A 24,583-nucleotide genomic window follows, 5' to 3' on the forward strand; every position below is an offset into this window, starting at 1 on the left:
AAAAGTGAGAACTTGCAACAAGTCTTTCCCCTTGTCCCCAAGTCCTCTTTTCCATGTCCAATGCCCCATGCCCAACGCCCAGCTAGAAAATACTAAGGACAAAATAACGTATCACGCGTATCTCGTCCTGTAATGGGATTAGTTCCTTTGGCAAGTTTGCACAATTTTTTTTGCTCATCTGAACGCAGCAGAGTATCAGTAAAATCTGCCCCGTCAATGATTGCGCCATCAAATCTGGCGTTAGCAGCAAAAGCACCCTCCAACAGTGCATTTGTCAAATTTGCTCTGACTAAACGAGCTGAGTCTAAAGTGGAATTTCTCAAGTCAGCTTCCTCCAAATTCGCAGACTCCAAATTTGCTGCAAAGAAACTGACACCGTTCAAATTAGCATGGCTAAAGTTACTCTGACGAAGATTAGCTTTGGTAAAGCTGGAATCTGTTAAATCACGTCCTGAGAAATCAGCGTCAACCAAAATTTCTTTATTATATTCAAGTGCCAAAGCTGTTGGAACAAAACCGACGGTTGCGGTGATGCCAACTATTCCCCACAGCAATAAGCTGAGTATGGTTGCCCAAATTCGGGCGCAAAACTTAGAATTCATGCTATTTTTAGCCAATGGCGAACCCTCCTCCATCTCATTATCCTTGAGTCAGAGATGTTAGCGCAAAAATCCTTTAAAAATATTTTGATGAATACTATTTCAAGTTCATCCGACGATTTGAACACTGCCTTCGCACGACTTCAAGCTATTCTGTGGGATACGCTGGGAATGGGGGAGAAAGACGAAAGACCTACAGAACTGATGTTAGAATTTCTGTCGCGGGTAAGACAATGGGCAAAGTTTTTGCAGAGCGAAACTGAGTTTCGACTCCGCTCAACTACCGCTTGTCATTGTGTCCCCAGTTCCCAGTAAAGAGTAAAGAGTCTCTACGAGTAATTCACCGAATCAAATCGGATTGCTATATGATTTGGGTAACTGCTAGAAACTCTTATTTTCCTGTTGAATTAAATAACCGAGAATACTAAAGTTTATATGCATTGTCCAGATATTGGTGAATTAGGAGAAGACCTAGTAGCCCAATGGTTGCAATCTACAGGTTGGATAATTCTCTATCGTCGCTTTTCTAGCTGTTGGGGAGAAATCGATATTATTGCTGAATATGATGGAGTAACTGGGAAAGAGCAGGGGAGCAGGGGAGAATACCCCACTCCCCACTCATTATTGGCATTTGTGGAAGTCAAAACCCGCAGTTCAGGTAGTTGGGATGCAGGGGGAAGAAGCGCAATCACTCCACAAAAGCAAGCAAAAATCTCGCGGACAGCTAGAATGTTTTTAGCTCAGTGCCCTGAGAAGGCAGATTATTCTTGTCGATTTGATGTTGCTATTGTCTACTGTCAAAAGATATCAAAAAATCTGATTGCGGTTACAACAAGCCAGGAAGCTTTAGCTACTTCATCAGCCCCCGGATACAAGTTTAAGCTGCAAGAATACATTCTGGCAGCTTTCGACTCTTCAATTGATAATGGTTAATCGGTAATCGATAAATATCTTGATTACCAATGACCAATAATACTGTAGTGGCGTTACAACCAAATAGGATTACGCCAAGGTTTCTGGACAGTAGCCTAAGCCCCGCACAAATTGTTGCCGGAACGCCTCGATTTCATCTCTCTCTGGACTACCATGAGAGACGATCGCAACTTGATACCGACGCATCACCTCCACAGGGCACTGCCCGGCTTCCAAACTCCAAAGTGCCATTTGCACCCTCATTGGCGGCTCGTAGCTAATTCCTAATTCATTTAGAAAAGCCCGAAAGTCGCCATCTTCTTGGGGTGAAACTTGACCTTTGAGTTTGATCCTAACCACCCAGCCATCAATTTGATGAATTACGGTGACGAAAGAAACTGGTGTCTGGGGTCTAGCGTGCAGGTGTTGAACGACCCTCAGGGTTAGACTGGCATTTGCCAGATAGTACAAGTATTCCATGTTTGTTGGTGCTTGGGATCAAAGCCAATCCTACATATATATATTCGTCAATCATTGCCTGTTCCCGGTAGGGTAAAAGCCCCCGTCTTTGGATGGGGAGGTTTACCCAATTTTTATGTTAATTTTTCAGTATTACCTAATAGTAACAATTTTATAGTCTAGCGAGAAAATTAAGTAAAATGCCTTAAAGTTCCTTTAGAAGGGAATTGCTCAAACCAACTTTTTTAAGAGAGTATAAATACTAATATAAACCAAAAACTAGTACAAGCCAATTTGAAAGACACCTCTAACCTAAAAGAAAAAAATTTTGAATTAGATTGCTCGGTAGCTGGGTATGACTACGAACTACCTCCAGAACTCATTGCCCAAAACCCAGCAGTTCCTAGAGATAGCTCACGGTTACTCGTGGTTGATTCTCCGACTACAGGCATTGAAACACCACCCTTACACCACATTTTCCATGATTTGCCTGGACTGCTGCGCTCTGGTGATTTGTTGGTTATGAACAATACAAGAGTCATTCCAGCGCGGCTTTATGGTCATAAATCCACTGGTGGTAAAATCCAGGTGTTGTTGTTGGAAGAACGGCAGTATAACTGTTGGTTAGCTTTAGTTAAGCCAGGAAAAAGCTTCAAACAGGGAGCAAAGATTATTTTTGAAACAAGGCAAGCGGGGACTGGAGGTTGGAGATTAGGAATTGGGAATTGGAAAGATTCTTCCCTAGTCCCCAGTCCCCAACTCACGGCTACGGTTCTAGAAACAGACTCAGCAACAGGGGGACGTTTATTGCAATTTGATCTGCCAGAGGCAAAATCTTTGGTGCAACTGTTAGAGGTATTTGGTGAAGTGCCGCTACCACCGTATATTACTACATCACAAGCTGCTGATGAGCAGTATCAGACAGTTTATGCCAAACAACCAGGAGCGATCGCAGCTCCGACGGCAGGATTACACTTTACCCCAGAATTATTACAAAAGTTACGCGATCGCAATATTAATCAAGCTTTTATAACGCTACACGTAGGTGTAGGTACATTTCGCCCTGTAGAAGTGGAGGACGTAACTACCCACCAGATGCATGAAGAATGGATTGAAGTCCCTGCCGCTACAGTAGAGCAAATCCGCGCTACTAAAGCAGCTGGCGGTCGAATTATTGCTGTAGGAACAACGGTAGTACGCGCCTTAGAAGGGGCGGCTCAATCTGGTAATTTACAACCATTTTGCGGTAAAACAGACTTGTTTATTTATCCCGGCTACCAATGGCGGGTAGTGGATGGTTTAATTACCAATTTTCACCTGCCGCGTTCCAGTTTGCTGATGTTGGTAAGTGCGCTAATTGACAGACAACGGTTATTGAATATATACAATCAAGCGATCGCTTTTGGGTATCGCTTTTATTCATTCGGCGATGCAATGTTAATTTTGCCGTCAGCTGTGGGAGTGGGGAGTCGGAAGTAGACATTGGTGTCAACTTAAGAAAAATCTGTTTTGAGAAGACGTTTTGCACTCATCCCCTAACCCTTTCTCCTAAGTTGGGATTCGGGGAACTAAAGAATTTGCTCTCCTCTGGCAAAATTGCCTTCAGGGTTGGAGGTGAGAGTCAAACCTAGAAAGTTCGCTAAATCTAGCTTATACATTAATTTGACACTTATAGGGAGTAGGGAGTCATCCAATTTTAGATTTTTCCTTCCATTTAAAATTTAAGTCGCTCTCTAAGCCCACCAAAGGTGCGACTCAAAATTTGGAAATTTGGAATTTTTTCTTTCGCGGTGGGTACTCTCACTTATGAGGAGCGAATAATAAATATAAGTCTGCAATTTATGTCAGAAAAACCCCTACTTTCTTAGTGGTTAGATTTTTTTCGGGTGACATTTTGTGGTTGTTCTGTGTTTTTAGTCTTAGCTGTATCAGCAATTACTAATTTTCCAGGAAGCAAGTTGCTAGCAGAAACCGTAGTTTCTCAAAATCTCGAAGCAGCAAGCTTTTTCCAGCAAGGAGTCACGCGCTATAACCGCCAAGACTTACAAGGTGCGGAATATGCCTTTCGCCAAGCGGTGCAACGAGATCCTAACCTTAGGGCAACATGGAATTTTCTGGGTAATATATTTATCAGTAAAATCATTTAGATGTAGCTTTATAAGAATATACAGAGGCGATTAAAGATAATCCCAATTTTAGCGAAGCTTATTACAACTTAGGGTTAGTGTTGCACCAACAAGGAGAAAAAGATGCAGCCATTATAGCTTATCGCCAGAGTCTTGTGATAGTTCCCACAAGGGTAGCAGCGTTGTATGATTTGGGTTTGGCGCTGTATGGGGTAGCTTGAAGATGCGATCGCAGCATACCAAAAAGTAATTGATTTAGATACCAGCAACGCCAACGCTTATTTTAACTTAGTGATCGCCTTACAACAACAAGGTGAAATAGAGCCTGCGATCACCGCTTATCGCCAAGCTTTGCAGCTAGATCCTAAAAACGCCATAGCCTACAACAACATGGCAAATTTGCTAGCAATTCATGGTCAAGCTACTGAGGCTATTTCTGTTTATCAGCAAGCTATTCGCCTAAATCCTAAAAATGCCTCAGCTTACTATAACTTGGGAGTAACCTTATATAATCAGGGCGACATCAAGAAAGCCAGTAGAATATTGAAACGTGCCCATAACGAGTATCGTGAGCAAGGGAACATTGAGCAAGCTCAGAAAATTGAACAGCTAATGCAGCAAATTGCCCAGCCTTGTGGGCAACACCAACCTCAAGCTAGTCAAACAGCTACTCCAGACAACACAAGTAATGTAGTATAAACACCTGAGCCACAGACGCCAAATCAACCAGAAACACCCGCTAACCCTGGCGATGTACCTGTCTTAGTTGAACCATAGCCTACTTCAACGAGTCCTAGACAATAAAAAACTCAGAGTTAACGCGATGTGCAACTTAAATATTCTTAACCTTTCTCCAAACCTCTTTGCTTGCAGGGGAGAGAAACCGAAGTTTATTATCCGTGCAAACCAAAAGACCCTATTTTAATTAAAAACATACATGGTAGCCTATCTGTATATTTTTTTGAAATTCGGCTTTGTCTTAACACTGCTTTTTTCATGAGTGCAACACTTTACCAGCAAATTCAGCAATTTTATGATGCTTCGTCTGGTCTGTGGGAACAGATTTGGGGCGAACACATGCACCACGGCTACTATGGTGCGGACGGTACCCAGAAAAAAGACCGCCGTCAGGCTCAAATTGATTTAATTGAAGAACTACTCAATTGGGCTGGAGTACAAGCAGCAGAAAATATCTTAGATGTGGGTTGTGGCATTGGCGGCAGTTCTTTATACCTTGCACAAAAGTTTAATGCTCAGGCTACAGGGATTACACTGAGTCCTGTGCAAGCCGCCAGAGCAACAGAACGCGCAATGGAAGCTAATTTGAGTCTGAGAACACAATTCCAAGTCGCAAATGCTCAAGCAATGCCCTTTGCTGATGATTCTTTTGACTTGGTTTGGTCGCTAGAAAGCGGTGAACACATGCCAGATAAAACCAAGTTTCTCCAGGAATGCTACCGGGTATTGAAGCCTGGTGGCAAGTTAATTATGGTGACTTGGTGTCATCGATCAACTGATGAGTCCCCACTAACGGCAGATGAACAAAAGCACTTGCAGGATATTTATCGGGTGTATTGTTTGCCTTATGTGATTTCTTTGCCAGAGTACGAAGCGATCGCACATCAACTACCATTACATAATATCCGCACTGCCGATTGGTCAACAGCTGTCGCCCCCTTTTGGAATGTGGTGATTGATTCGGCATTCACTCCCCAAGCGTTTTGGGGCTTACTAAATGCTGGTTGGACTACCATTCAAGGGGCATTATCACTGGGATTAATGCGTCGCGGTTATCAGCGTGGGTTAATTCGGTTTGGCTTATTGTGCGGCAATAAGTAAGGACGCACGGTTACCCTACTACTACCCGACTAACCCAAAAATGATGGATAAAGGTAAGCAGGGGCAGCAGGGGAAGAAGAGAACTTGATTTTCTCACCATAAACCCCGTAAAGTTTCTTTGGTGGACTACTACTTTAACTTAAACCCTGCACCACACGTCACACCTTTGCTACCTGGGCAATTAGTGAAGGGGTGTCTCCCGATCAAGTCGCCCGATGGATTGGGGATAGAGCAAAAACCGTTCTAAAATATTACTGTCATCCAGAGATTGTAGAGGCAGTTTAATGCCAATTGCTTTCCCATTGTCATATTTGCAGCAAGCAAAAAGGTATATTGCTTTCTCATTTCAGTAGATTCAGCAAGCAAAAAGGCATATTGCTTTCTCATTTCGGTAGATCGCGCACTCATTTTAGTATTTTAGGCAAGCAAACGGCACTCTGCTTGCTCATTTAAGTAATTTACGCAGTAGTGATCGCAATTCAATTAAATGGATAAAGCCGAGCTAAATCAATGTGTCTAATTGAATTTAACTGGGTATAAGCATGCTAAATAATCCAATCAAATCCTGTAAAATTAAGTTCCTAATTTTTGAATATTTAAAATGCCACTCGAACTGCAAAACCTCACAGGCGGTTACACCTTAGTACCAATTGTTCAAAACATTAACCTTACTCTGCAAACAGGAGAATGGTTGAGTTTAGTTGGTGCTAATGGCTCAGGTAAATCTACTTTACTCAAATTGCTGAGTCGTATTCTCTCACCACAGCAGGGAACAGTGTTACTTGATGGCAAAGCAATTCACTCTCAACCCCCAAATCTAGTTGCACAGAAACTGGCATTATTACCGCAACAACAAACGGTTCCCGTTGGCTTAAGTGTGCGACAATTAGTAAGCTTAGGACGCACGCCACATCAATCTTGGTGGCAATGGGAATTAACCGCCCAAGATTCGGTCAAAGTGGAAGATGCGATTGAAAAGACGCAATTAGAAAAATTTAGCGATCGCTTAGTCGAACATCTATCAGGTGGTGAAAGACAACGGGCTTTTTTAGCTTTAGCACTGGCGCAAGAACCAAAAGTTTTACTATTAGATGAACCGACAACTTTTTTAGATATCAACTATCAATTGCAACTATTGGAACTGCTGAAAGAACTGAATCAGCAGGGATTAACTATTATCACAGTTTTACACGAACTGAATTTAGCAGCCCGGTATAGTTCCCGCATTGCATTATTAAAACAGGGTCATATTTGGGAAGTTGGTACACCTGAAGAAGTTCTAACACCAAATGCGATCGCACAAGTCTTCGGCGTAGAATCAGTGATTATTCAAACACCTGTCGGATTACAAGTTTGTACTATTTCTGCTGTTTAAGGTTTATTTTTATCTCTTCTCAATCTTCAAGCTGACATGTTTAGGCTAGCGTTGGTTTATGTCTGTAAATGCTTGAAAAACTATACCTAATCAAGCGTGGAGGTATAGCGTCTCCAATTCAAATTGTAGGGTTTGCCCGCTTTTAATTAAGCGCAAAAAATATAATTTCACTCTGTGAACCTGCTTAATAAAAGCAAATATTCTTTTTAATAAAAATCTTGAAAGGACTGTTTTGATTAAGAGTGAGAATCTAAGTTGAACCTTGAAATGTATTAAGTAAAGTAACATTGAGACTCTCTGGCGATCACAACGATGAAAAAAGTATTTGTGATTCACTCTTATTGACTAATCAGTTTCTCAACAACTTTATTAGAGGCTTCTAAGCAGAGCCAGCACAAACATTCGTTTAAACACTTGGATACCCTATCCCTTTACAAGATGGAGTATCCAAGTGCGAAAATAGCGAGAAGACTGAACACTCATTTTAAGACTTAGTTTCCTGTATCTGTGCGTCGATAATTACACTCCAGTCATCGTTTTTCACAGCAGCTTCAAGTTGACGCTGACGTTCGGCTTCACTCGCATCTGTTGTTTCTGACTCTTTAGAAAGAGTTGTGTCAGCCATAGCTTTCCGGAGTTTTAGCTTTTTCTCCTCATAGGCTTGGCGTTCCACCTGTGACATTACTGCCTTGGCAGCTTCTCCTACTGTGCTAGCCCACATTTCGCTTTCGGAAACATTACCAGGTGGTGTACTTTCGAGTTCGGCTATCCACGCATCTCGCAAATCTTCCATTTCTTGACGCTTCGGGAATTTGAATGCTTGTACACGTACAAAAGCACACTTTTGCTGACCATTTTGACTGACATGACCATTCAAGGAAAGTAATACATTCCGAGAATAGCCAATGTACTGCGTGCGGCGTTCTGCGTCTAATACTGCGTAAACACCTGCAATTTTAGCGTTATAAGCAGCCGTACTCCAAGCCTCAAGGTCAATGATTTCAGTACCATTGTTTGCCAGTTCAGGAGTTATACTCACTTCAGTGGCGGCGTGTTCTTCCTCGGAACTGTACAAAAAATCATGTAGTCCACGGTGGTTTGTGGGGACATTTTGATGTTCAATTGGCGGGTTGTGTTGAGTTTCCATCACTGTTTATCTCCAAGTTATTAATTAGTGCTACGCAAATATATGCCTTTAAAATATTGAAGCTTAAATCTACTCAGATCCCCAAATTCTTGCTGACAAAGCCAAAACAACTATTAGACCTTATATGAATCAATTAACACCTAAAAATTGGATATTGATCAAACAGCGACTCACCCCTTATTTATTTTTACTACCCGCTTTAGTTCTTTTGGCGTTAACAGTCTTTTGGCCTGCACTGCAAGCGTTTTACCTCAGCTTTACCAGCTACGAAGATATTGCCCAGCCGCCACAATGGATAGGTTTTGGCAACTTCCTCAAGCTTTGGAAGGATGCAGTTTTTTGGAAAACCTTGGAAAACACTTTTTTATATCTTGTGGGTGTAGTACCAATTTTAGTAATTGCTCCCTTAGTGCTGGCAATTTTGCTAAATCAGAAACTGCGAGGGATGAATTGGTTTAGAGCAGCGTACTACACCCCAGTGGTAATTTCAATGGTGGTTGCGGGAATAGCTTGGAAATGGCTGTATGCAGAAAACGGATTACTGAATCAGTTGCTGAAAGCTTTGGGCCTTTTTCCAGAAGGTATTCCTTGGTTAACTAGCCCAGAAAAAATTTTTGGTATTGTACCAATTTCTCTTGCCAGCGTTATGGCTGTCACCGTGTGGAAGGGACTAGGCTACTACATGGTGATTTATTTAGCGGGGTTGCAATCAATTCCTGCTGATGTGTACGAAGCTGCTGCGATCGATGGTTCTGATGGTATCAGCAAACATTGGGATATTACCATACCCTTGATGAAGCCGTATTTAGCACTAGTGGCGGTGATTTCGGCTATTTCCGCCACCAAAGTGTTTGAAGAAGTATACATTATGACCCAAGGAGGCCCACTCAGTAGCTCAAAAACGATTGTTTATTATTTATATGAGCAAGCTTTTGGTAACTTGGAAATCAGTTATGCTTGCACAATTGGTTTAGTGCTATTTTTGATAATTTTAGGATTATCAATTTTGCGATTAGTTATTAATACGCAGGGGAACGATAATATCACAATCTGATATTGGCTTAATTTAAAGCCAAACTTCCACAAGATGCGCCCCAATAGTGGTTCCTCCGTTCCAGGCTAATCTGACTAACGAGATTAAAGTGGATTAGGCGACTTCGTTGATTAAATCATAGCGTATGTCAAAAGAATGGATAGTACTATGTTCACGAATTAACTAAATCTTTAAAAAGGGCACGGAGTTGATACCGTGCTAGTGGTTTCCTATGCATTAGTCACATCTTTCTTAACAAAAGACTAAAAGGCTAGGATGTAGATAGAGCAGTAATTTTAGGTTTAAAACTAATTATTTAGAAACTAATGATCGCTTTCAACTAAACAGAAGTTAACTAAAAATAATCAAAAATGAAGTTATACCAATTCTTTATGAAGCTATAATAAATAAAGCTTCGAGAATAAAGTCGTAATAAGTAAAGGAAGCAATCTGTTCTAGTGTAATTGTTTTTAAAACAAAAGGTAATCATAGCAATCTATTAGAATTAGTAGAGAGAATGCTTATCTAGAACTTGTAATATATGTATATTACAAAGTGAAGTGCAAAATGTACGCTAAAGCGATCGCTTACACTTTCAACACCCCCAATTACTTTTTCTCTAAAACCGCGTTTGATACTCTACTACTGCACGACTATCATCGGTTAAGTTAGTGGAAGCACGCACACGAAACTTATCATTTATCCGATAATTAACACCCCACTGGAAGGGGTCATTGGTTGTTAAAATTTTAATGCTGGAAACGGATATTTTTGAAGAAATATCAACCCCAGCCTCTCCTGCTAATTCCAAGGTTGAACTGCTTCTTCCAGCTTCGGGATTATCAGAAATAACGGTAGGGAATATCCGTAGTTCACTTAAGCCAAAGGTATTACCAATCTGGTTAAAAGCTGACTGAAAATTGTTGAAGACAGCCGAACCTGCGATGTTAATCAAACCCAAAGTACTGTCACCTCGTCCTTGGGTGTCTACAAACCCACCTCCTAAAAGAGCTACAATTTCGGTTTGACTACGCGACGGACTACTTGTTAGTTCTAGATTTTCATTCAGTTTGCTGGCTAGACCGTTGATAGTGGCTTCGACTCGAATACTCTCTAATGCTGATAAACCTGTGGTATTTACCCGGCTGAAGTCATTACTTTGCGTTACGTCCAGTACCTTGGCATATAGCCGAATATCTAAGTTGGGATCGCGGGGTTGAGAAGGACTAAAGGTTGCGGTGTGTGTATAGCCACGAGCAAGGTTAAATTGGGTAGTGAATAAATTCACCCCACCTTGTTCTAATCGGATAGTACCATCGGGTATTGGCTGATTGATTGAGCCGTTAACTATGAGATTACCAGTTGCGCGGAAACTGAGAATAGGTGGACGGGTAATTTGGACGTTTTTACCAAGTTCTAAATCTAGATTATTAAATCTAGCGCTCGCATTTCCCGTCCCATTCCCAATTTCAGATTTGCTCTGCTTATCAGCTTTTGTGGGTGATACGCCAAAACCACTATTTGCAGATGAACCGATGCTGGTAGATTCTGCCAGCAATACCTGACCATCAAATAAATTTACTTGACCGCCAATTACTGGGTTCAGGGCAGAACCAGTAATCTGTAAATTGCCGCTAGCACCTCCCAGGTAAAGTCCCTTCAGATTTAACGCTAGCTGATCAAGATTAACAGTTAGGGGATTATTAATAGTGTTGTCATTGTTGAAAATGGGTATTTCTCCAGCAGCTTCTACCTTTCCACGGCTAAATCGACCCTGAAGATTTTCTACTAAGATGGTGTCAAAATTAAACAGCACTCTACCTGTAACATGTCTCACCTTACCTGGCAAAGCTTGGGCTGAAAAAGTAGCATTATTAATAGTAGCAGTTCCATTTACTTCGGGTTTTTGCAATGTTCCGCGTACCTTGAGGTCTACTTCTCCTTTACCTTTTTCAAATACCACTTGATTAGTCAATGCGTTTAACAGCGCCAATCCTTCGTTTTCTAACTTCATGTCTAAATTGATCTGATCGCTGTCTGGTGCCACAAAAGCAAAAGGCAATTTATAAGGGATACTACCAGTAATATCAACAGGTTTTGGCCCAGCCACTGCTACCGTACTACCAAAGTTTAAGCGTCCGTTGGCATAGCTGAAACTTGCGATCGCTGAATCTATTTTGTTTTGATTCAATAATCCTTCTGTGATTTTCAATTCTCCTATAGCTTGGGGATTAGCAATACTACCTGCTAAAGTTGCTGTACCGTTAAGATCACCTCTGATTCCAACTGGTAGTTTGACAAAATTATTCAGTACTTGTACCGGCAAATTATTCACCCGCAACTGACCAGATTGTTGATCACCGCCAATATTACCCGTAAAAGCAATCAACCTGTTTGCAGATTCAAGCCGTAAAGGTCGCAAACTCAAAACACCATTTTCAAAGTTGCCTTCGGCAATCACTTTGTCGGCAGTATAATAACGATTTAGTTCTTCCTTTTTACCCCAGGCAAAGTCTTGTCCATTCAAATTAAAATCCACTGATAATCCATTGGCTGTAGCTGTATTTACAGCCACTTCTCCGTTGAAAGTCCCCTTTAAGTCTGCCAAATCTGGTATGGGAGTGGAATTAAGTCGCTGTTCTTCCTGTTCTGCGACCAAAGCTTCAATTTCAGAAAATCGTTGGATTTGGGTGAATAAGGGTTCATTTGGCGCTCCTTGGGGGGTGGTGGTTAGATCCTCTGCTGTGCCGTAGATTTCTGCTGAACCACCTGGCAAGTTTTGTAAATCAAATATCTGCGCTAGAGTTAGAACATCTTGGATCTCTCCCTGGTTGACGTTCAGTTTACCTTGTAGTTGAGGCCCTTTAGGGCTTTGGGCAAAAGTACCGACAAGGGCGTAGCTACTTTTGCCTTTGATAAATTCGCTACTGGTAACTGTGCCTTTTCCATCACTGTAGCGGAATTGAGCAGCTATTTGATCGCCTTTAAGCCGGCCAATTTGCGGATTAGCGATCGCTAAATTTCCCGTTGCTGCCAATGTCTGCTGATTAAATAGCAAATCTCCAGTTAACAAGCCAGCTATCTTACCAGTACCCAATCTAGTAATTGCTGGTGGAGTCAAATTCAATATTTGTAAGGGAAAATTTGCAAGTTTGAGCGCCCAATCATTCCCTTGAGCATTACCTGTAGCTGATGCTTGCTGCCATTTTACTATGAAGGATTTCGGGCGATTATTAGCATCTAAATTGAAGGCAAGGCGATCGTTTTTACCTGCCAAGTTTAAATTTAACCCGCGTCCCTGTGCTGAATCGATGTTTCCAGTTAACAACGGCTCAAAAGCAATATTTTGAACAACCAAGTCTCGCAAATTAATTTGCCCTACCACATTTGGTAAGGGCAGCTTACCAGTGATTTGACCATTAAAATCTACTTTCCCCGCCACAGCAACTTGATTAGGAAGATTGATCGGTAACTGTTTTAAGTTGTAATTCTGGGCTTGGACGTTGAGATTTAGGGCAGTAATTTCCGGTATACCTGCTGTTCTTGCATTGGCTAATATGTTACCAGTCACACTTAAACCGGGAGCAGTTGCTCGTTCAATGGTCAGCCTTTCACCACTCCAAGCGATCGCAGCACTCAGGGGTCGCTCAAGACCAGGGATACCTTGAGATAATTGCACCTGTCCAGTAGCACGCACATCAGCTAATTTGGATGATCCAAACGTGCCAGCTAATTGCAACTGACCGCCAAACTGACCCTGCAATTGCTGATTTAAGCGATTTAATTCCAAACCGTCAGCATTAACTACAGCTTGATAGCGACCATTTACCAATTGGATATTAGAGGCTGCGATCGTTCCACCTGCAAGATTCACCCGTCCCTGACCACTGGCTTGGATAGTTTGCGGTTGGAAGGACTCAACAGAACCCGCCACCTTAGCTTGACCAGTTAACGTCCCTCTCAACTGCGGTGGTACTGCTGCTAACTGCTGCAACGGGAGATTATTTGCTTGAACTTGCGCCTGATATACACCATTCCCCACTTGAATATTAGAGGCTGTAATAGTCCCACGCGCAACATTTACCTGCGCTTGACCGTTAGCTTGAATAGTTTGCAGCTTAAAAGAATCAACAGAACCCGCGACATTGAACTGACCAGTTAACGCTCCCTGGAACTGCTTTGGTACTGTTGCCAACTGCTGCACAGGCACATTATTTGCTTGAACTTGCGCCTGATATACACCATTCGCCACTTGAATTTTAGAGGCTGTAACCGTACCACCGCCAATAGCGAGGCGACCCTCACCACTGCCACGGAGGGTTTTCAGGCTAAAATTATCTCTGTTGCCTGCGATTTGGAACGTACCCGCCAATGGGTTATTTAAAGCTGGGGGAGACTGTTTCAATATTTGTCCCAACCGCACACCATTAGCTACAAGTTGAGCAGAAAAGCTTTGGTCTTGCAGTTGGATATTAGAAACTGCAACTATACCGCCACCAATTTGAACTCCTCCACCATCAGTGCGAATTGTGGCAATTTTAAATGGTGCTGTGCTGCCTGAGAGAATGAGACGACCATTAAACTGTGCTTCTGCCAAAGAGACATTTTGCAGTTGACTTTTGTCTACAAAGGGTTCCAATTTTACCCCAGAGGCAACAGCCACAGCTTGCCAACGTTGATTGGCATAACTACCAGTTGCCCGGACTGTACCACCACTTACATTCAGAGCCACATTACGGAAAGAGACGTTGCGATTTGGAGCAATTGCAACTTCACCAGTTCCGGGGTAAGTTCCGTTAGGAGCTTGGTATTGTACTACAGTTTGGACATTGGTAGGAGCGCCAGTTAGTTGGGCTGTACCTGAGACATTACCAATTTGGAAGTTGGGTGTTATGTCATAAACTTTTGCGATCGCATCCCCTGGAACATTCTTGGCAGCGAAATTTAAATCCAGTTGCGGGGTTTTACCGAGTTGAATTGTACCTGCGCCCGTGATATCACCACCAAGTTTAACTTTACCTTGAATATCTTGCAGGGTAATTAAAGAGGAACTAGTAGCAAGTTCAAACTTACTACTGATGGTATTAAAATCAACTTTGTCAATCTGAGCAGTTTGGATTGTGGCAACTGTGCCAGAGAGAATTGGTTGGGTAGTTGATCCAGTAATCTGCAAATCAGCTTTTACTTGTCCAGCGATCGGCACAGGTAGTTTTACTTTGAGAGTCTCTTGGGCATTAGCCAAACTCACCGCATTTACACGCGCTGCCAACTTAAAGCCTGCTTGATTGTCGATGATTCCCGTAGCTATTAGGGGAATTTTGCCGTAATTGCTAGTCACATCGTTTAAATGCAACTCCGTTCCCTGGAAGCGAAGATTTCCTTGGCTATTGCTCAACAGTTGCGGGACTTTGGGCACTTGAACTGTTACGCCTTGCACAACAGCGCTGCCATACAATAAAGTCCGTTGTCCTGGTGTTAACCTAACTAACAAGTCGCCATTGGCTCGACCCGCCCGTAAACTAACTGGTAACTTAATTAACCGAGAAATATCCGCAGCCAGGAAGTCTTGCGATCGCACCTGGAAGTTACCTGCTAGCACCCTAGAACGCGTCTTTCCCTGAATAGAAATACTGCCACCACTGTCTGCTTGACCCCCCACATCAAACCTGATGAACTGGTTATTTGCTAAAAGTTGAGCAAAACCGTTAAGTTGAGAAAATGTTACGGGAGGTAATGGAGATGAGGAAGAAATTCCTCCCCCTGCTCTTTTGTGCGGCATCAAGGCCAGCTTGGCATTGCGAAACCACAATTTGTCCAAATCGGTTTTAATAGCTGCGCCTTCACGCGACAGCGTTATATTAGTGGAAACCCAGCGCCCTTGCTTATCCTGTTCAATATAAATATCTGGGTTGACTAAGGTAACATTTAGCTTTAGATGGCGGTTAAAGATTAGTTCTAAAGGGTCAAAACCAACCTCTACAGCTTCAACAAAGGCCCGATCTGGATCTGTGGATGTGGCTGGGATAGTTGAAGCCCCGAACTGCACTCCCATTAACGAAAATTGTGTGACTTTTCCCAGTTTTACCGGACGGTTAAGTGTAGTCGTGAGACTTTCTTGTGCCAACGGCGTTAACTCTGTTTGGACAAAAATCCACAACCGATAAATACCGACAATAACTCCTAACAGCAAAAGTCCGCCCAAAGCAATGCTACCCCGACTCAACACCAGCAACCATAGACGTTTGCGGATCGGGCACGGGGAGAGAATATCTTGATTGGGAGATTTAATCATTTGCTTTCACAGTATTAATTGCCAGATGTCGCTGGCACACAAGCATTAACTGACACGCTGATTCAGTATGCCATTTCCAGGATACGCCAACTAAACCCAAGACCTCATTGCTTGAGTTACGGTATTTGCTTAATCCAATACTTATGGTTCATAATATTGGCGTTTTCAGATAAATCTGATCCCAATAGAATGAAAATTGTTCCTATGACTTTCGCTGAAGCACAACCTAGAACTTTAATATGAATAGACCTTAAAAAAGACAGATGATTACACCAATGCGTGTTTTTGTGTTAATTTTTAATGCTCGAACGGAAAATGAGGGAATTCATACCATTCGGGAAGGCGATCGCAATAAAATTCTGATGTTCGAGTCAGAAGACGACGCCACCCGCTTTGCCCTGATGTTAGAAGCTCAGGATTTTCCCTCACCGACACCAGAGCCGATCGATGCTGAGGAAATCAAGGAATTTTGCGAAAATGCTGGATATGAATGGGAAATCATCCCAGAAAACAGCAATTTAGTTGTAACTCCCCCAGAACTTAACGTCGAAAAAACCGACTGGCAAGAAGATGCCCAGAAGGAGGATACTGTTGAAGACACCTTCCCTCTTAATCAACAGCCACTAGAAGAACCAGAATTGTCTGATTCTGAACTAGAGAAGATGCGTCGCAAATTGGAAGGATTGTTGTAATTAGTCATTAGTCAGTAGAGACGCGATTAATCGCGTCTGTACAATGGTCATTGGTTGCTAACTGACAAAGAACAAATGACGAAGGACAAAAAACAAATGACAAAGGACAAATGACAAATGACAAACTTGCACGAACGTGGGCATCTTTTGACCGAGCTGGTAAATCCTAACAGTCTTAACTTAGACCAGCTCAGTTCTCTGGAATTGGTGGAGTTGTTTAATAGCGAAGACCAAAAGGCAGTCGAGGCGGTTGCGGCGGCGAAAATTCAGTTGGCACAAGCAATTGATAGCACCGCAGAGCGTTTGCGCCACGGAGGACGTTTATTTTATATTGGTGCGGGCACAAGTGGCAGGTTAGGAGTGTTAGATGCTGCTGAGTGTCCACCTACTTTTTGTACACCTCCAGAGTTGGTACAGGGGATTATTGCTGGTGGTGCTGGCGCACTGGTACGCAGTTCGGAAGATTTAGAAGACAGCATCGAAGATGGGGAGGCTGCGATCGCTGGGCGACAAATTACCCAATTAGATGTCGTAGTTGGCATTACCGCAGGTGGGACAACGCGTTATGTTCACGGTGCCCTTCACGCTGCTCGTGTGCGAGGAGCCAAGACTATTTTTATCGCCTGTGTTCCCGCCGAACAAGTTTGCTTTGATGCTGATATTGACATTCGCTTATTAACCGGCCCAGAAATAATCGCTGGCTCAACTCGCCTGAAAGCTGGTACAGTCACAAAGTTAGCTTTAAATATCCTTTCCACTGGGGTGATGGTCAAACTAGGCAAAGTTTACGGTAATCGCATGGTAGATGTGGCGGTAACAAATCAAAAGTTACGCGATCGCGCTTTGCGAATTTTGCAAGACCTCACAGGCTTAAGTCGGGAAGCAGCTGGTTTTTTATTAGAACGTAGTGGTAAATGGGTAAAGCTAGCGCTATTGATGCACTGGACTGGTTTGGAAAAAGACGAAGGCGATCGGCTTCTCTCAGAACACCAAAGTAATCTTAGGGCAGCTGTTATTAGCTATCAAAACCACAACAAACCTTAAAGAAGTTCTCCTGAATAAATAGTTTATACAATTAAAGATTATTAGTGACAATTTTAGGTGTGTAGAAAGACGCCTTAGCGTTGGCGTAGCCTCTCCTATAGAAGCCCAGTCCAATTTTGCGTCTCTCTACAAGTAAGACAGATTAAACAATGTAAATTTTTTAATAAATAATTTTAACATATATTGCCAATCTTAATAAATGAAACAAAAATAAAGGCTACCAATCTTTTTTAAACAAAAAATCAGAAATTATACGGATCTAATTACGTATGAAAATTCTTAAAATAATAAATAAATACTGAATGTATCTTTCTTAATGATGTCGGCTATAGCAAGCTACTTAAGTAGTAAAGTTTGCCGAGAATCAACTCTGTGCTACATGACTTTTTTACTAGTAAGATTTTTGCTATTTTCCTATATCCCTTGATTTTAATAAACTTGATTTAGATTGCTATCAACAAAATGTATTTGCACTTATTGACCTATCTGCTGACCACTATATAGCTAGTACAGGTCGGTGAAAATAAACCTACTATTCCTAACAGCCAGAAAGCACAAAAAATTAAAAAATGTGTGAGTTTTGACTTGTGGTAATAGTGTGGGTTTTCAATAGCTGCTTTTTAATATAAGGAACAAAGTATGACCCACTCCGAACTTATTTTTTCAAATAACCTAGTTAATGAATTTAAAACTTGTACTCAGCTACAATACAATGGCAAATTAAATATTAAAAGTTCTAAAGGTAGCCAATGGACTTTTTATTATCGGCTGGGACGGATAGTTTGGGCAACAGGTGGAACTCATCCCTTCCGCCGTTGGCGTAGAAATATGGCTCAAAATTGTCCCCAGATTGATGTTGATAAATTGCAGTTGTGTTTGCAAGATGTATCACTAGATTACTGGGATTATCGCATTCTAGAAATTTTTCATAAAAAACATAAAATTCAGAGAGAACAGATTCAATCTATTGCCGAAAACACCATAGCAGAACTATTATTTGACCTAGCTATGCAAGGAAATTTTGCTTCTATAAGTTGCAATCGCAGCCAAGAAGTTATCTTAGAAACACCAATAAGCTTCACCAGTGCAGAAATGTCTGTAAGGCAGATGCAAGACTCGTGGAAAATCTGGTCAGAAGCAGGTTTAGCAAATTTTTCTCCTGACTTAGCACCAGTTCTACGCCGACCAGAACAACTTCAGCAGATAGTAAGTCTATCTGTCTACAAAAACTTTGTAAATTTAATCAACGGCAAATTAACTCTGCGAGATTTAGCCGTGAAAATGAAGCAAAATGTACTACCACTCACCCGTTCATTGCTTCCCTATATCCTTAAAGGAATCATTGAATTGGTGGAAATACCTGATATGCCCTTAGTTGTAACTGAGGGCAACAATAAGTTTATCACTGCACAAGCAAAGAAATCGATTGCTCCACTAGTAGCCTGCGTAGATGATAGCCCTCTAGTCTGTAAAATGCTAGAGGATATTATCACCTCCAATGGACTAAGGTTTATCAAAATTCAAGATGCTGTACAAGCTCTCCCAATCCTCATTCAGGATAAACCAGACCTGATTTTCTTGGATTTGATTATGCCAGTCGCGAGTGGTTACGAAATTTGTACTCAGTTGCGACGAATATCTAGCTTCGTCAATACACCAGTAATTATATTAACAGGTAGTGATGGTCTTTTAGATAGAGTTCGTGCTAAAATAGTAGGCTCTACAGATTTTATCACTAAACCTGTAGTCGCTGACAAGGTTATGAGTACAGTACGTAAATATTTACCTGCGCCGAGTAGTGTATCCATCGACAAGAGTCAAGCTAATGTAGAAGTTTGTAAGTAGAGATAATTAATAATTTTTCTTGATGATTAATCATAAACTAATCTGATAGCTTGAAAATTTCATTCCTCAGCATCAGCCTATTGTTTAACAACAGCCATAGCAAAAATATTTACAATCGGTAAATTCCACCTCAGTAAACATAAAATTACTGGGGTGATAAATAATAAATCCCAATTCACAAGAGGCAAGTAGGTGGCGGTCTTAAACCCACCTATTTTTTTATCCAAAATCGAAGATGTTATCCATAACTAAAACATATATTAAGTTCTGTTCATTACGTACTTTTTCGGAGGTTAATATATAAAGATTGAATCAAAATTAGACAAATACAAATTTTTGTATTTATAGCAGTCCTATTTGAGTTATTAAATATTCTTTATGACAAGGGGTTAGGGGCTAGTCTCTAGTCCCTAATCCTTTGTCTTTATCCACGCATCATTTAGGATTTTTATCTCAAATTTGTTTACATTCTTAAAAATTTTAACGAGTAATTACCATGAATACTGTTTTAGTTGTTGAAGATGGCTTAACAGATATGGAAATAATCAGTCGTTACTTGCTACAGGCAGGTTATTCTGTAATTAGCGCCACAAGCAGTGAAGAAGCTCAAGATAAAATAGATAAAAATAAGCCAGACCTCATATTTCTCGATGTAATTTTACCAGGTAAAAGTGGCTTTGAGATTTGCCGTGAGTTAAAAAATAATCCCAACACTAGCAAAATACCTGTGGTTTTTTGCTCTACAAAAAATAGTGATGTAGATAAAATTTGGGGTAATATGTTGGGCGCTGATGGTTATCTATCAAAACCGATTGATCGAGATGAATTAACGGTAGTTTTAAAGCGATTACTGAATTAATAAAAATTTAATAAATCAACGAAAAGCTATAAGTCCAAATTTCTAATCTAGAGCCTCTCTAAAATCAAATAATTCCTGCAAATATTGGCTATAGAGCAATAATCAAGCACAAAGGATCAATAACTTTGGAAACCAAAGAAAAGTTTTTAAGTTTTAATTTGGGAGTCAGGGATACAGCAATAATTTCATTACAGCAGATCACCGAAGTTTTGCAAGTATCATTACCAGAAATATGTGGCGTTCCTCAGATGCCCAGTAGCGTCTTGGGTATCTATAACTGGCGTGGCGAGATGCTTTGGCTAGTAGATTTAGAGGCAATGTTAGGTTATCCTCCAATTTCGCAAGGAGCAAATCTACTTTCAAAAATGATGGCCATTGTTCTCGAAAACAAGGGTAAGTATTTGGGACTATTGGTGCGACAACTGATAGATATTGAATGGTTAGATACTCAGCAAATAAAACCCCCAAATAGCGAACTATTTTATCCTAAAATATCACCTTTTTTACAGGGATACTTTATTAATGATTCTGATGATATAATTTTTAATTTAGATCCCATCACAATTATTCAAGCTCCGATATGGAAAATTCATAATTGAACTGTTGATTATGGTTGATTAGGCAGATTATTTTAATAATTGCTAATTATTTATAACCAAATACTAGTTCTTTTTTAATGACAAATGGTTATTATTTAAATAAAAATTGAGGTCAGTATAATGACATTTTTGTATAATAATAGCAATGAAAAACAGGATATAATTTCTGAAGTTGAAAATATGAATGTAAGCGGTAATATAACAAATATTGCTAACAATGAAATATCTTTATTAAACGCAATCGCTCAGGAATTTAAAACTTGGCGGCGACAGTTGCAAGACATCGCAACTCACATGCGCCAAGCCCCAGACCTTGATACACTACTCAAAATTACTGTAGCGCAAATTAGAGAAAAAATTAGTTGCGATCGCGCCTTAATTTATCAGTTTACTTCACTTGATACAGGTAATGTTTTAACAGAATCAAAAACACTAGGTTGGACACCAACTTTAGGCGAAAATATTCCCGTAATTATTTTTGGTTTATATACCAATCAAGACTATATACAACCTGTAGTTATTGACGATATCAGTCAGATTCAACTTACCCCTTATCAAAAGCAACTGCTAGATAAATTTCAAATTAAAGCTAGTTTGAGTTTACCCATTGTCATAGAAGGAAAAGTATGGGGGTTACTGGCAGTAAATAATTGCTTATCAACACGGCAGTGGCAAGAAGTAGAAATTAGTCTGCTATCTCAAATTACAACAGAACTAATCTACAAATTACAGAGTTTTGAATTCAAAAGAGAAGAACAACAACGAATACTAGCAAAAAAATCAGTAGCTAAAGTCATCGACAAAATTCTGCGAGCATCAAATGTCGATAAGATTTTTCAAACAACCACTCAAGAAGTACGTCAATTACTAAAATGCGATCGCGTCGGCGTTTATCGCTTTAAACCTGACTGGAGTGGCGAGTTTGTCGCTGAGTCAGTGGGTAATGGCTGGGTAAAAATGGTCACCCCTGACTTTTATATGGTGTGGGAAGATACCCACTTGCAAGACACCCAAGGAGGACGTTATGCCAAGGGTGAAAGCTTTGTGGCCAAAGACATTTATAAAATGGGTCATGCTCAATGCCATATTGATATTTTAGAGCAATATGAAATAAAGGCTTACATCATTGCGCCCATATTTGCTGGAGAGAAATTATGGGGCTTGCTGGCAGCTTATCAAAATTCTGGGCCTCGTGATTGGCAACCTTGGGAAGAAAGCTTTGTGACTCAAATTGGGCTGCAATTTGGTGTGGCTATCTCACAAGGCGAATATCTCGAACTAATGCATAAGAAATCTGAGCAACTAGCTCAAATAGTTGAACAAGAAAAAGCTTTTACTAAGATAGTAGGCCGCATCCGACAATCTTTAGATGTAGATAGCGTCTTCAAAACAACCACTCAAGAAGTGCGTCAATCACTACGATGCGATCGCGTCGCAGTCTATCGTTTTAACCCTGACTGGGGTGGCGAATTTGTAGCTGAGTCTGTGGGTACTGGTTGGACAAAACTGGTAGGGCCTGATATTAAAACCGTTTTGAATGATACCTACTTACAAGAAACGAAGGGAGGTAGGTATATCAAAAATGAAAACTTTATTGTTAATGACATCTATAAAGTAGGACTTGCTCCTTGCCATATTGAGATTTTAGAACAGTTTGAAGCCAAAGCTTACATAATTGTTCCTATATTCTTTGGGGATAAATTGTGGGGTTTGCTGGCAGCTTATCAAAATTATCACCCCCGTGAGTGGGAAACCTGGGAAGTAAACTTTTTGGTTCAGACTAGCTTGCAATTTAGTCTAGCTAAATCACAGATAGATTATTTGGAATTAGTTCGGTTGAAATCTGAAAAACTAGCTCAAATTGCGGAACAAGAGAAAGCTGTCACCAAGATTAGTAACCGGATTCGGCAATCTTTAGATGTACAAGAAATCTTCAAAACAACCACTCAAGAAGTACGGCAATTACTGCGATGCGATCGTGTCGCAGTCTATCGCTTCAATCCTAATTGGACTGGTGAATTTGTAGCAGAATCAGTAGCTCATACTTGGGTAAAACTGGTAGGCCCCGATATCAAAACTGTCTGGGAAGATACCCACTTGCAAGAAACTCAAGGAGGTCGATATATCCAGAGTGAAAACTTTGTTGTAAATGACATCTATCAGGTAGGTCATTCTCCTTGCCATCTGGAAATTTTAGAGCAATTTGAAGTTAAAGCTTATGTAATTGTTCCTGTATTTGCTGGAGAACAATTGTGGGGATTGCTGGCAGCTTATCAAAATTCTGAAACTCGTGATTGGGAAGAATCGGAAGTCACCTTGTTAGCACGCATTGGTAACCAGTTAGGACTAGCATTACAACAAACTGAATATTTGCAACAAGTAAAAGGGCAGTCAGCCAAATTAGCAGAAGCAGTAGCACGAGAAAAGGCAGCCAAAGAGCTACTACAACAACGATCTATTCAACTGCTAACAGCCGTTAGACCCGCCCTCAACGGTGACTTAACAGTACGCGCACCGATTACAGAAGATGAACTAGGCACGATCGCCGATGCTTACAATAATACCCTGCAAGCATTGCGGCAAATCGTTCTTCAGGTACAGGGCGCTGCTCAACAAGTTGCCCAAACTTCTGGTAACAGCGAGGCTTCACTAACGGGATTGACTAATTTAGCACAACAACAATCTGAGGAAATTACCGCAGCTTTAGGTGAGATTCAACAGATGGTAGACTCTACTCAAGCTGTGGTGACAAATGCTGAGTTAGTGCAAGTAGCGGTGCAACAAGCCAATGAAACTGTAGAGTCTGGTGATACTGCGATGAACTTAACTGTAAAAGCAATCCAAGGAATTCGTGAAACCGTCGCTCAAACCAGCAAGAAGATTAAACGCCTCAGTGAATCTTCACAAAAAATCTCCAAAGTAGTGAATTTAATTGGTAATTTTGCCACACAGACAAACGTCCTGGCTTTGAATGCAGCTATTGAAGCCACCCGTGCAGGTGAATATGGCAAAGGCTTTGCAGTTGTAGCTGATGAAGTCCGTTCTTTATCTCGCCAGTCAGCAACAGCAACCATCGAAATAGAAAAATTAGTCCAGGAGATTCAAGCAGAAACCGGAGAAGTTGCAGTAGCGATGGAAACTGGTATTCAACAGGTAGTAGAAGGCACAAATCTTGTCAATGATACTCGCCAAAACTTGAATGCGATCGTTTATGCAACTGCCGAAATTAGTCAGCTAATCGAGCAAATTACCGCAGCAACTCAAAAACAAATGATGCAATCTGTAACAGTCACAAAATCAATGCAAGATGTAGCAGAAATTGCTAATAAGACTTTTGCAGAATCTCAAGAAATTGCTACTGTGTTTCAAGATTTATCAGGGATGGCGCAAGATTTATTAACAACTGCTAGTAAGTTTAAGGTCAAATGAATCTTAGATTTTAGATTTTAAATTTGGGATTATGAATGAGGAAGATTTTAAGCGGAGAACAAAGCAGTTAGCATTGCGAGTAATCCGCTTAGTAGAAGCCCTTCCACAGAGTCGAACGGCAGAGGTAAAAGCAGCTAATCCGTTCAGCAACATCTGTAGGAGCTAACTATCGGTCAGCTTGCCGTGGTAAGTCAACTGCCGATGTCATTGCTAAACTCAGCTTGGTAGAGGAAGAAGCCGATGAAAGTCTTTATTGGATGGAACTTATTGTTGAGGTTGGTTTATTACCTTTGGAAAAAGTAAGCAACTTAATGTCATAAAATACTGAAATTA

General features: G+C 41.0%; 17 protein-coding genes and 1 pseudogene. 14 read left to right on the forward strand and 4 right to left on the reverse strand.

Going from position 1 to position 24,583, the window contains the following annotated elements; all coding sequences use genetic code 11:
* Positions 1-92 precede the first annotated feature (92 nt).
* Entirely contained in the window at positions 93-602 is a 510-nt protein-coding gene (locus V7L20_RS21145) for a pentapeptide repeat-containing protein (RefSeq protein WP_334745960.1), read from the reverse strand.
* An 87-nt stretch (positions 603-689) separates the two neighbouring features.
* On the opposite strand from V7L20_RS21145, the gene V7L20_RS21150 reads away from it, so the two are divergent.
* Positions 690-914, forward strand: a complete 225-nt coding sequence (locus tag V7L20_RS21150) for a hypothetical protein (RefSeq protein WP_334745961.1) — start codon at positions 690-692, stop codon at positions 912-914.
* 120 nt (positions 915-1,034) lie between these two features.
* The gene (locus tag V7L20_RS21155) at positions 1,035-1,532 is read left to right on the forward strand and encodes a YraN family protein (RefSeq protein ID WP_334745962.1); all 498 of its coding nucleotides are present in this window, start codon (positions 1,035-1,037) and stop codon (positions 1,530-1,532) included.
* A 69-nt stretch (positions 1,533-1,601) separates the two neighbouring features.
* Here the strand turns inward: V7L20_RS21155 and V7L20_RS21160 are convergent, their stop codons facing one another.
* Complete coding sequence (locus V7L20_RS21160) at positions 1,602-1,991, reverse strand: hypothetical protein (protein ID WP_094333021.1); 390 nt, start codon at positions 1,989-1,991, stop codon at positions 1,602-1,604.
* Between the two features lie 246 nt (positions 1,992-2,237).
* Here V7L20_RS21160 and queA point away from each other — a divergent pair, with 246 nt between their 5' ends.
* The 4 genes and pseudogenes from queA to V7L20_RS21180 all read left to right on the forward strand — a co-directional run bounded on the left by queA (position 2,238) and on the right by V7L20_RS21180 (position 7,310).
* A complete protein-coding gene (gene queA, locus V7L20_RS21165) occupies positions 2,238-3,449 on the forward strand; it encodes a tRNA preQ1(34) S-adenosylmethionine ribosyltransferase-isomerase QueA (RefSeq protein ID WP_334746037.1) in 1,212 nt (403 codons plus the stop codon).
* Positions 3,450-3,856: 407 nt separating this feature from the next.
* Positions 3,857-4,795 (forward strand): annotated as a pseudogene (locus V7L20_RS21170) (tetratricopeptide repeat protein).
* Positions 4,796-5,092: 297 nt separating this feature from the next.
* Positions 5,093-5,935: a methyltransferase domain-containing protein gene (locus V7L20_RS21175; protein ID WP_334745963.1), complete on the forward strand. Its 843-nt coding sequence runs from the start codon at positions 5,093-5,095 to the stop codon at positions 5,933-5,935.
* A gap of 601 nt (positions 5,936-6,536) precedes the next feature.
* Positions 6,537-7,310: an ABC transporter ATP-binding protein gene (locus tag V7L20_RS21180; RefSeq protein WP_334745964.1), complete on the forward strand. Its 774-nt coding sequence runs from the start codon at positions 6,537-6,539 to the stop codon at positions 7,308-7,310.
* Positions 7,311-7,794: 484 nt separating this feature from the next.
* On the opposite strand, the gene V7L20_RS21185 is transcribed toward V7L20_RS21180, so the two are convergent.
* Positions 7,795-8,457, reverse strand: a complete 663-nt coding sequence (locus V7L20_RS21185) for a GIY-YIG nuclease family protein (RefSeq protein ID WP_334745965.1) — start codon at positions 8,455-8,457, stop codon at positions 7,795-7,797.
* 124 nt (positions 8,458-8,581) lie between these two features.
* Between V7L20_RS21185 and V7L20_RS21190 the strand changes: the two genes are divergently transcribed.
* On the forward strand, positions 8,582-9,511 hold the full coding sequence (locus tag V7L20_RS21190) for a carbohydrate ABC transporter permease (RefSeq protein ID WP_334745966.1): 930 nt from the start codon (positions 8,582-8,584) through the stop codon (positions 9,509-9,511).
* A gap of 598 nt (positions 9,512-10,109) precedes the next feature.
* Here the strand turns inward: V7L20_RS21190 and V7L20_RS21195 are convergent.
* Positions 10,110-15,782 carry a translocation/assembly module TamB domain-containing protein gene (locus V7L20_RS21195; RefSeq protein ID WP_334745967.1) on the reverse strand — a complete coding sequence of 1,891 codons (5,673 nt, stop codon included), beginning with the start codon at positions 15,780-15,782 and terminating at the stop codon, positions 10,110-10,112.
* A 263-nt stretch (positions 15,783-16,045) separates the two neighbouring features.
* Here V7L20_RS21195 and V7L20_RS21200 point away from each other — a divergent pair, with 263 nt between their 5' ends.
* The 7 genes from V7L20_RS21200 (at position 16,046) to V7L20_RS21230 (ending at position 24,570) form a co-directional block, all read left to right on the forward strand.
* The gene (locus V7L20_RS21200) at positions 16,046-16,474 is read left to right on the forward strand and encodes a DUF3110 domain-containing protein (RefSeq protein WP_334745968.1); all 429 of its coding nucleotides are present in this window, start codon (positions 16,046-16,048) and stop codon (positions 16,472-16,474) included.
* A 117-nt stretch (positions 16,475-16,591) separates the two neighbouring features.
* Positions 16,592-17,518: an N-acetylmuramic acid 6-phosphate etherase gene (gene murQ / locus V7L20_RS21205; protein WP_334745969.1), complete on the forward strand. Its 927-nt coding sequence runs from the start codon at positions 16,592-16,594 to the stop codon at positions 17,516-17,518.
* 639 nt (positions 17,519-18,157) lie between these two features.
* Positions 18,158-19,363, forward strand: a complete 1,206-nt coding sequence (locus V7L20_RS21210) for a response regulator (RefSeq protein WP_334745970.1) — start codon at positions 18,158-18,160, stop codon at positions 19,361-19,363.
* 496 nt (positions 19,364-19,859) lie between these two features.
* A complete protein-coding gene (locus V7L20_RS21215) occupies positions 19,860-20,222 on the forward strand; it encodes a response regulator transcription factor (RefSeq protein ID WP_334745971.1) in 363 nt (120 codons plus the stop codon).
* 125 nt (positions 20,223-20,347) lie between these two features.
* Positions 20,348-20,821: a chemotaxis protein CheW gene (locus tag V7L20_RS21220; RefSeq protein WP_334745972.1), complete on the forward strand. Its 474-nt coding sequence runs from the start codon at positions 20,348-20,350 to the stop codon at positions 20,819-20,821.
* 120 nt (positions 20,822-20,941) lie between these two features.
* Entirely contained in the window at positions 20,942-24,250 is a 3,309-nt protein-coding gene (locus V7L20_RS21225) for a GAF domain-containing protein (protein ID WP_334745973.1), read from the forward strand.
* Between the two features lie 137 nt (positions 24,251-24,387).
* Positions 24,388-24,570: a four helix bundle protein gene (locus V7L20_RS21230; RefSeq protein ID WP_334746038.1), complete on the forward strand. Its 183-nt coding sequence runs from the start codon at positions 24,388-24,390 to the stop codon at positions 24,568-24,570.
* Positions 24,571-24,583 lie beyond the last annotated feature (13 nt).

Source organism: Nostoc sp. (genome assembly GCF_036916735.1).
Taxonomy (GTDB): Bacteria; Cyanobacteriota; Cyanobacteriia; order Cyanobacteriales; family Nostocaceae; genus Nostoc.

Bases quoted from the DNA above. Each gene is read 5' to 3' on its own strand.
- V7L20_RS21145 (WP_334745960.1), bottom strand. From the start codon at position 602: ATGAATTCTAAGTTTTGCGCCCGAATTTGGGCAACCATACTCAGCTTA.
- V7L20_RS21150 (WP_334745961.1), top strand. From the start codon at position 690: ATGAATACTATTTCAAGTTCATCCGACGATTTGAACACTGCCTTCGCA.
- V7L20_RS21155 (WP_334745962.1), top strand. From the start codon at position 1,035: ATGCATTGTCCAGATATTGGTGAATTAGGAGAAGACCTAGTAGCCCAA.
- V7L20_RS21160 (WP_094333021.1), bottom strand. From the start codon at position 1,991: ATGGAATACTTGTACTATCTGGCAAATGCCAGTCTAACCCTGAGGGTC.
- V7L20_RS21175 (WP_334745963.1), top strand. From the start codon at position 5,093: ATGAGTGCAACACTTTACCAGCAAATTCAGCAATTTTATGATGCTTCG.
- V7L20_RS21180 (WP_334745964.1), top strand. From the start codon at position 6,537: ATGCCACTCGAACTGCAAAACCTCACAGGCGGTTACACCTTAGTACCA.
- V7L20_RS21185 (WP_334745965.1), bottom strand. From the start codon at position 8,457: ATGGAAACTCAACACAACCCGCCAATTGAACATCAAAATGTCCCCACA.
- V7L20_RS21190 (WP_334745966.1), top strand. From the start codon at position 8,582: ATGAATCAATTAACACCTAAAAATTGGATATTGATCAAACAGCGACTC.
- V7L20_RS21195 (WP_334745967.1), bottom strand. From the start codon at position 15,782: ATGATTAAATCTCCCAATCAAGATATTCTCTCCCCGTGCCCGATCCGC.
- V7L20_RS21200 (WP_334745968.1), top strand. From the start codon at position 16,046: ATGATTACACCAATGCGTGTTTTTGTGTTAATTTTTAATGCTCGAACG.
- murQ (WP_334745969.1), top strand. From the start codon at position 16,592: ATGACAAACTTGCACGAACGTGGGCATCTTTTGACCGAGCTGGTAAAT.
- V7L20_RS21210 (WP_334745970.1), top strand. From the start codon at position 18,158: ATGACCCACTCCGAACTTATTTTTTCAAATAACCTAGTTAATGAATTT.
- V7L20_RS21215 (WP_334745971.1), top strand. From the start codon at position 19,860: ATGAATACTGTTTTAGTTGTTGAAGATGGCTTAACAGATATGGAAATA.
- V7L20_RS21225 (WP_334745973.1), top strand. From the start codon at position 20,942: ATGACATTTTTGTATAATAATAGCAATGAAAAACAGGATATAATTTCT.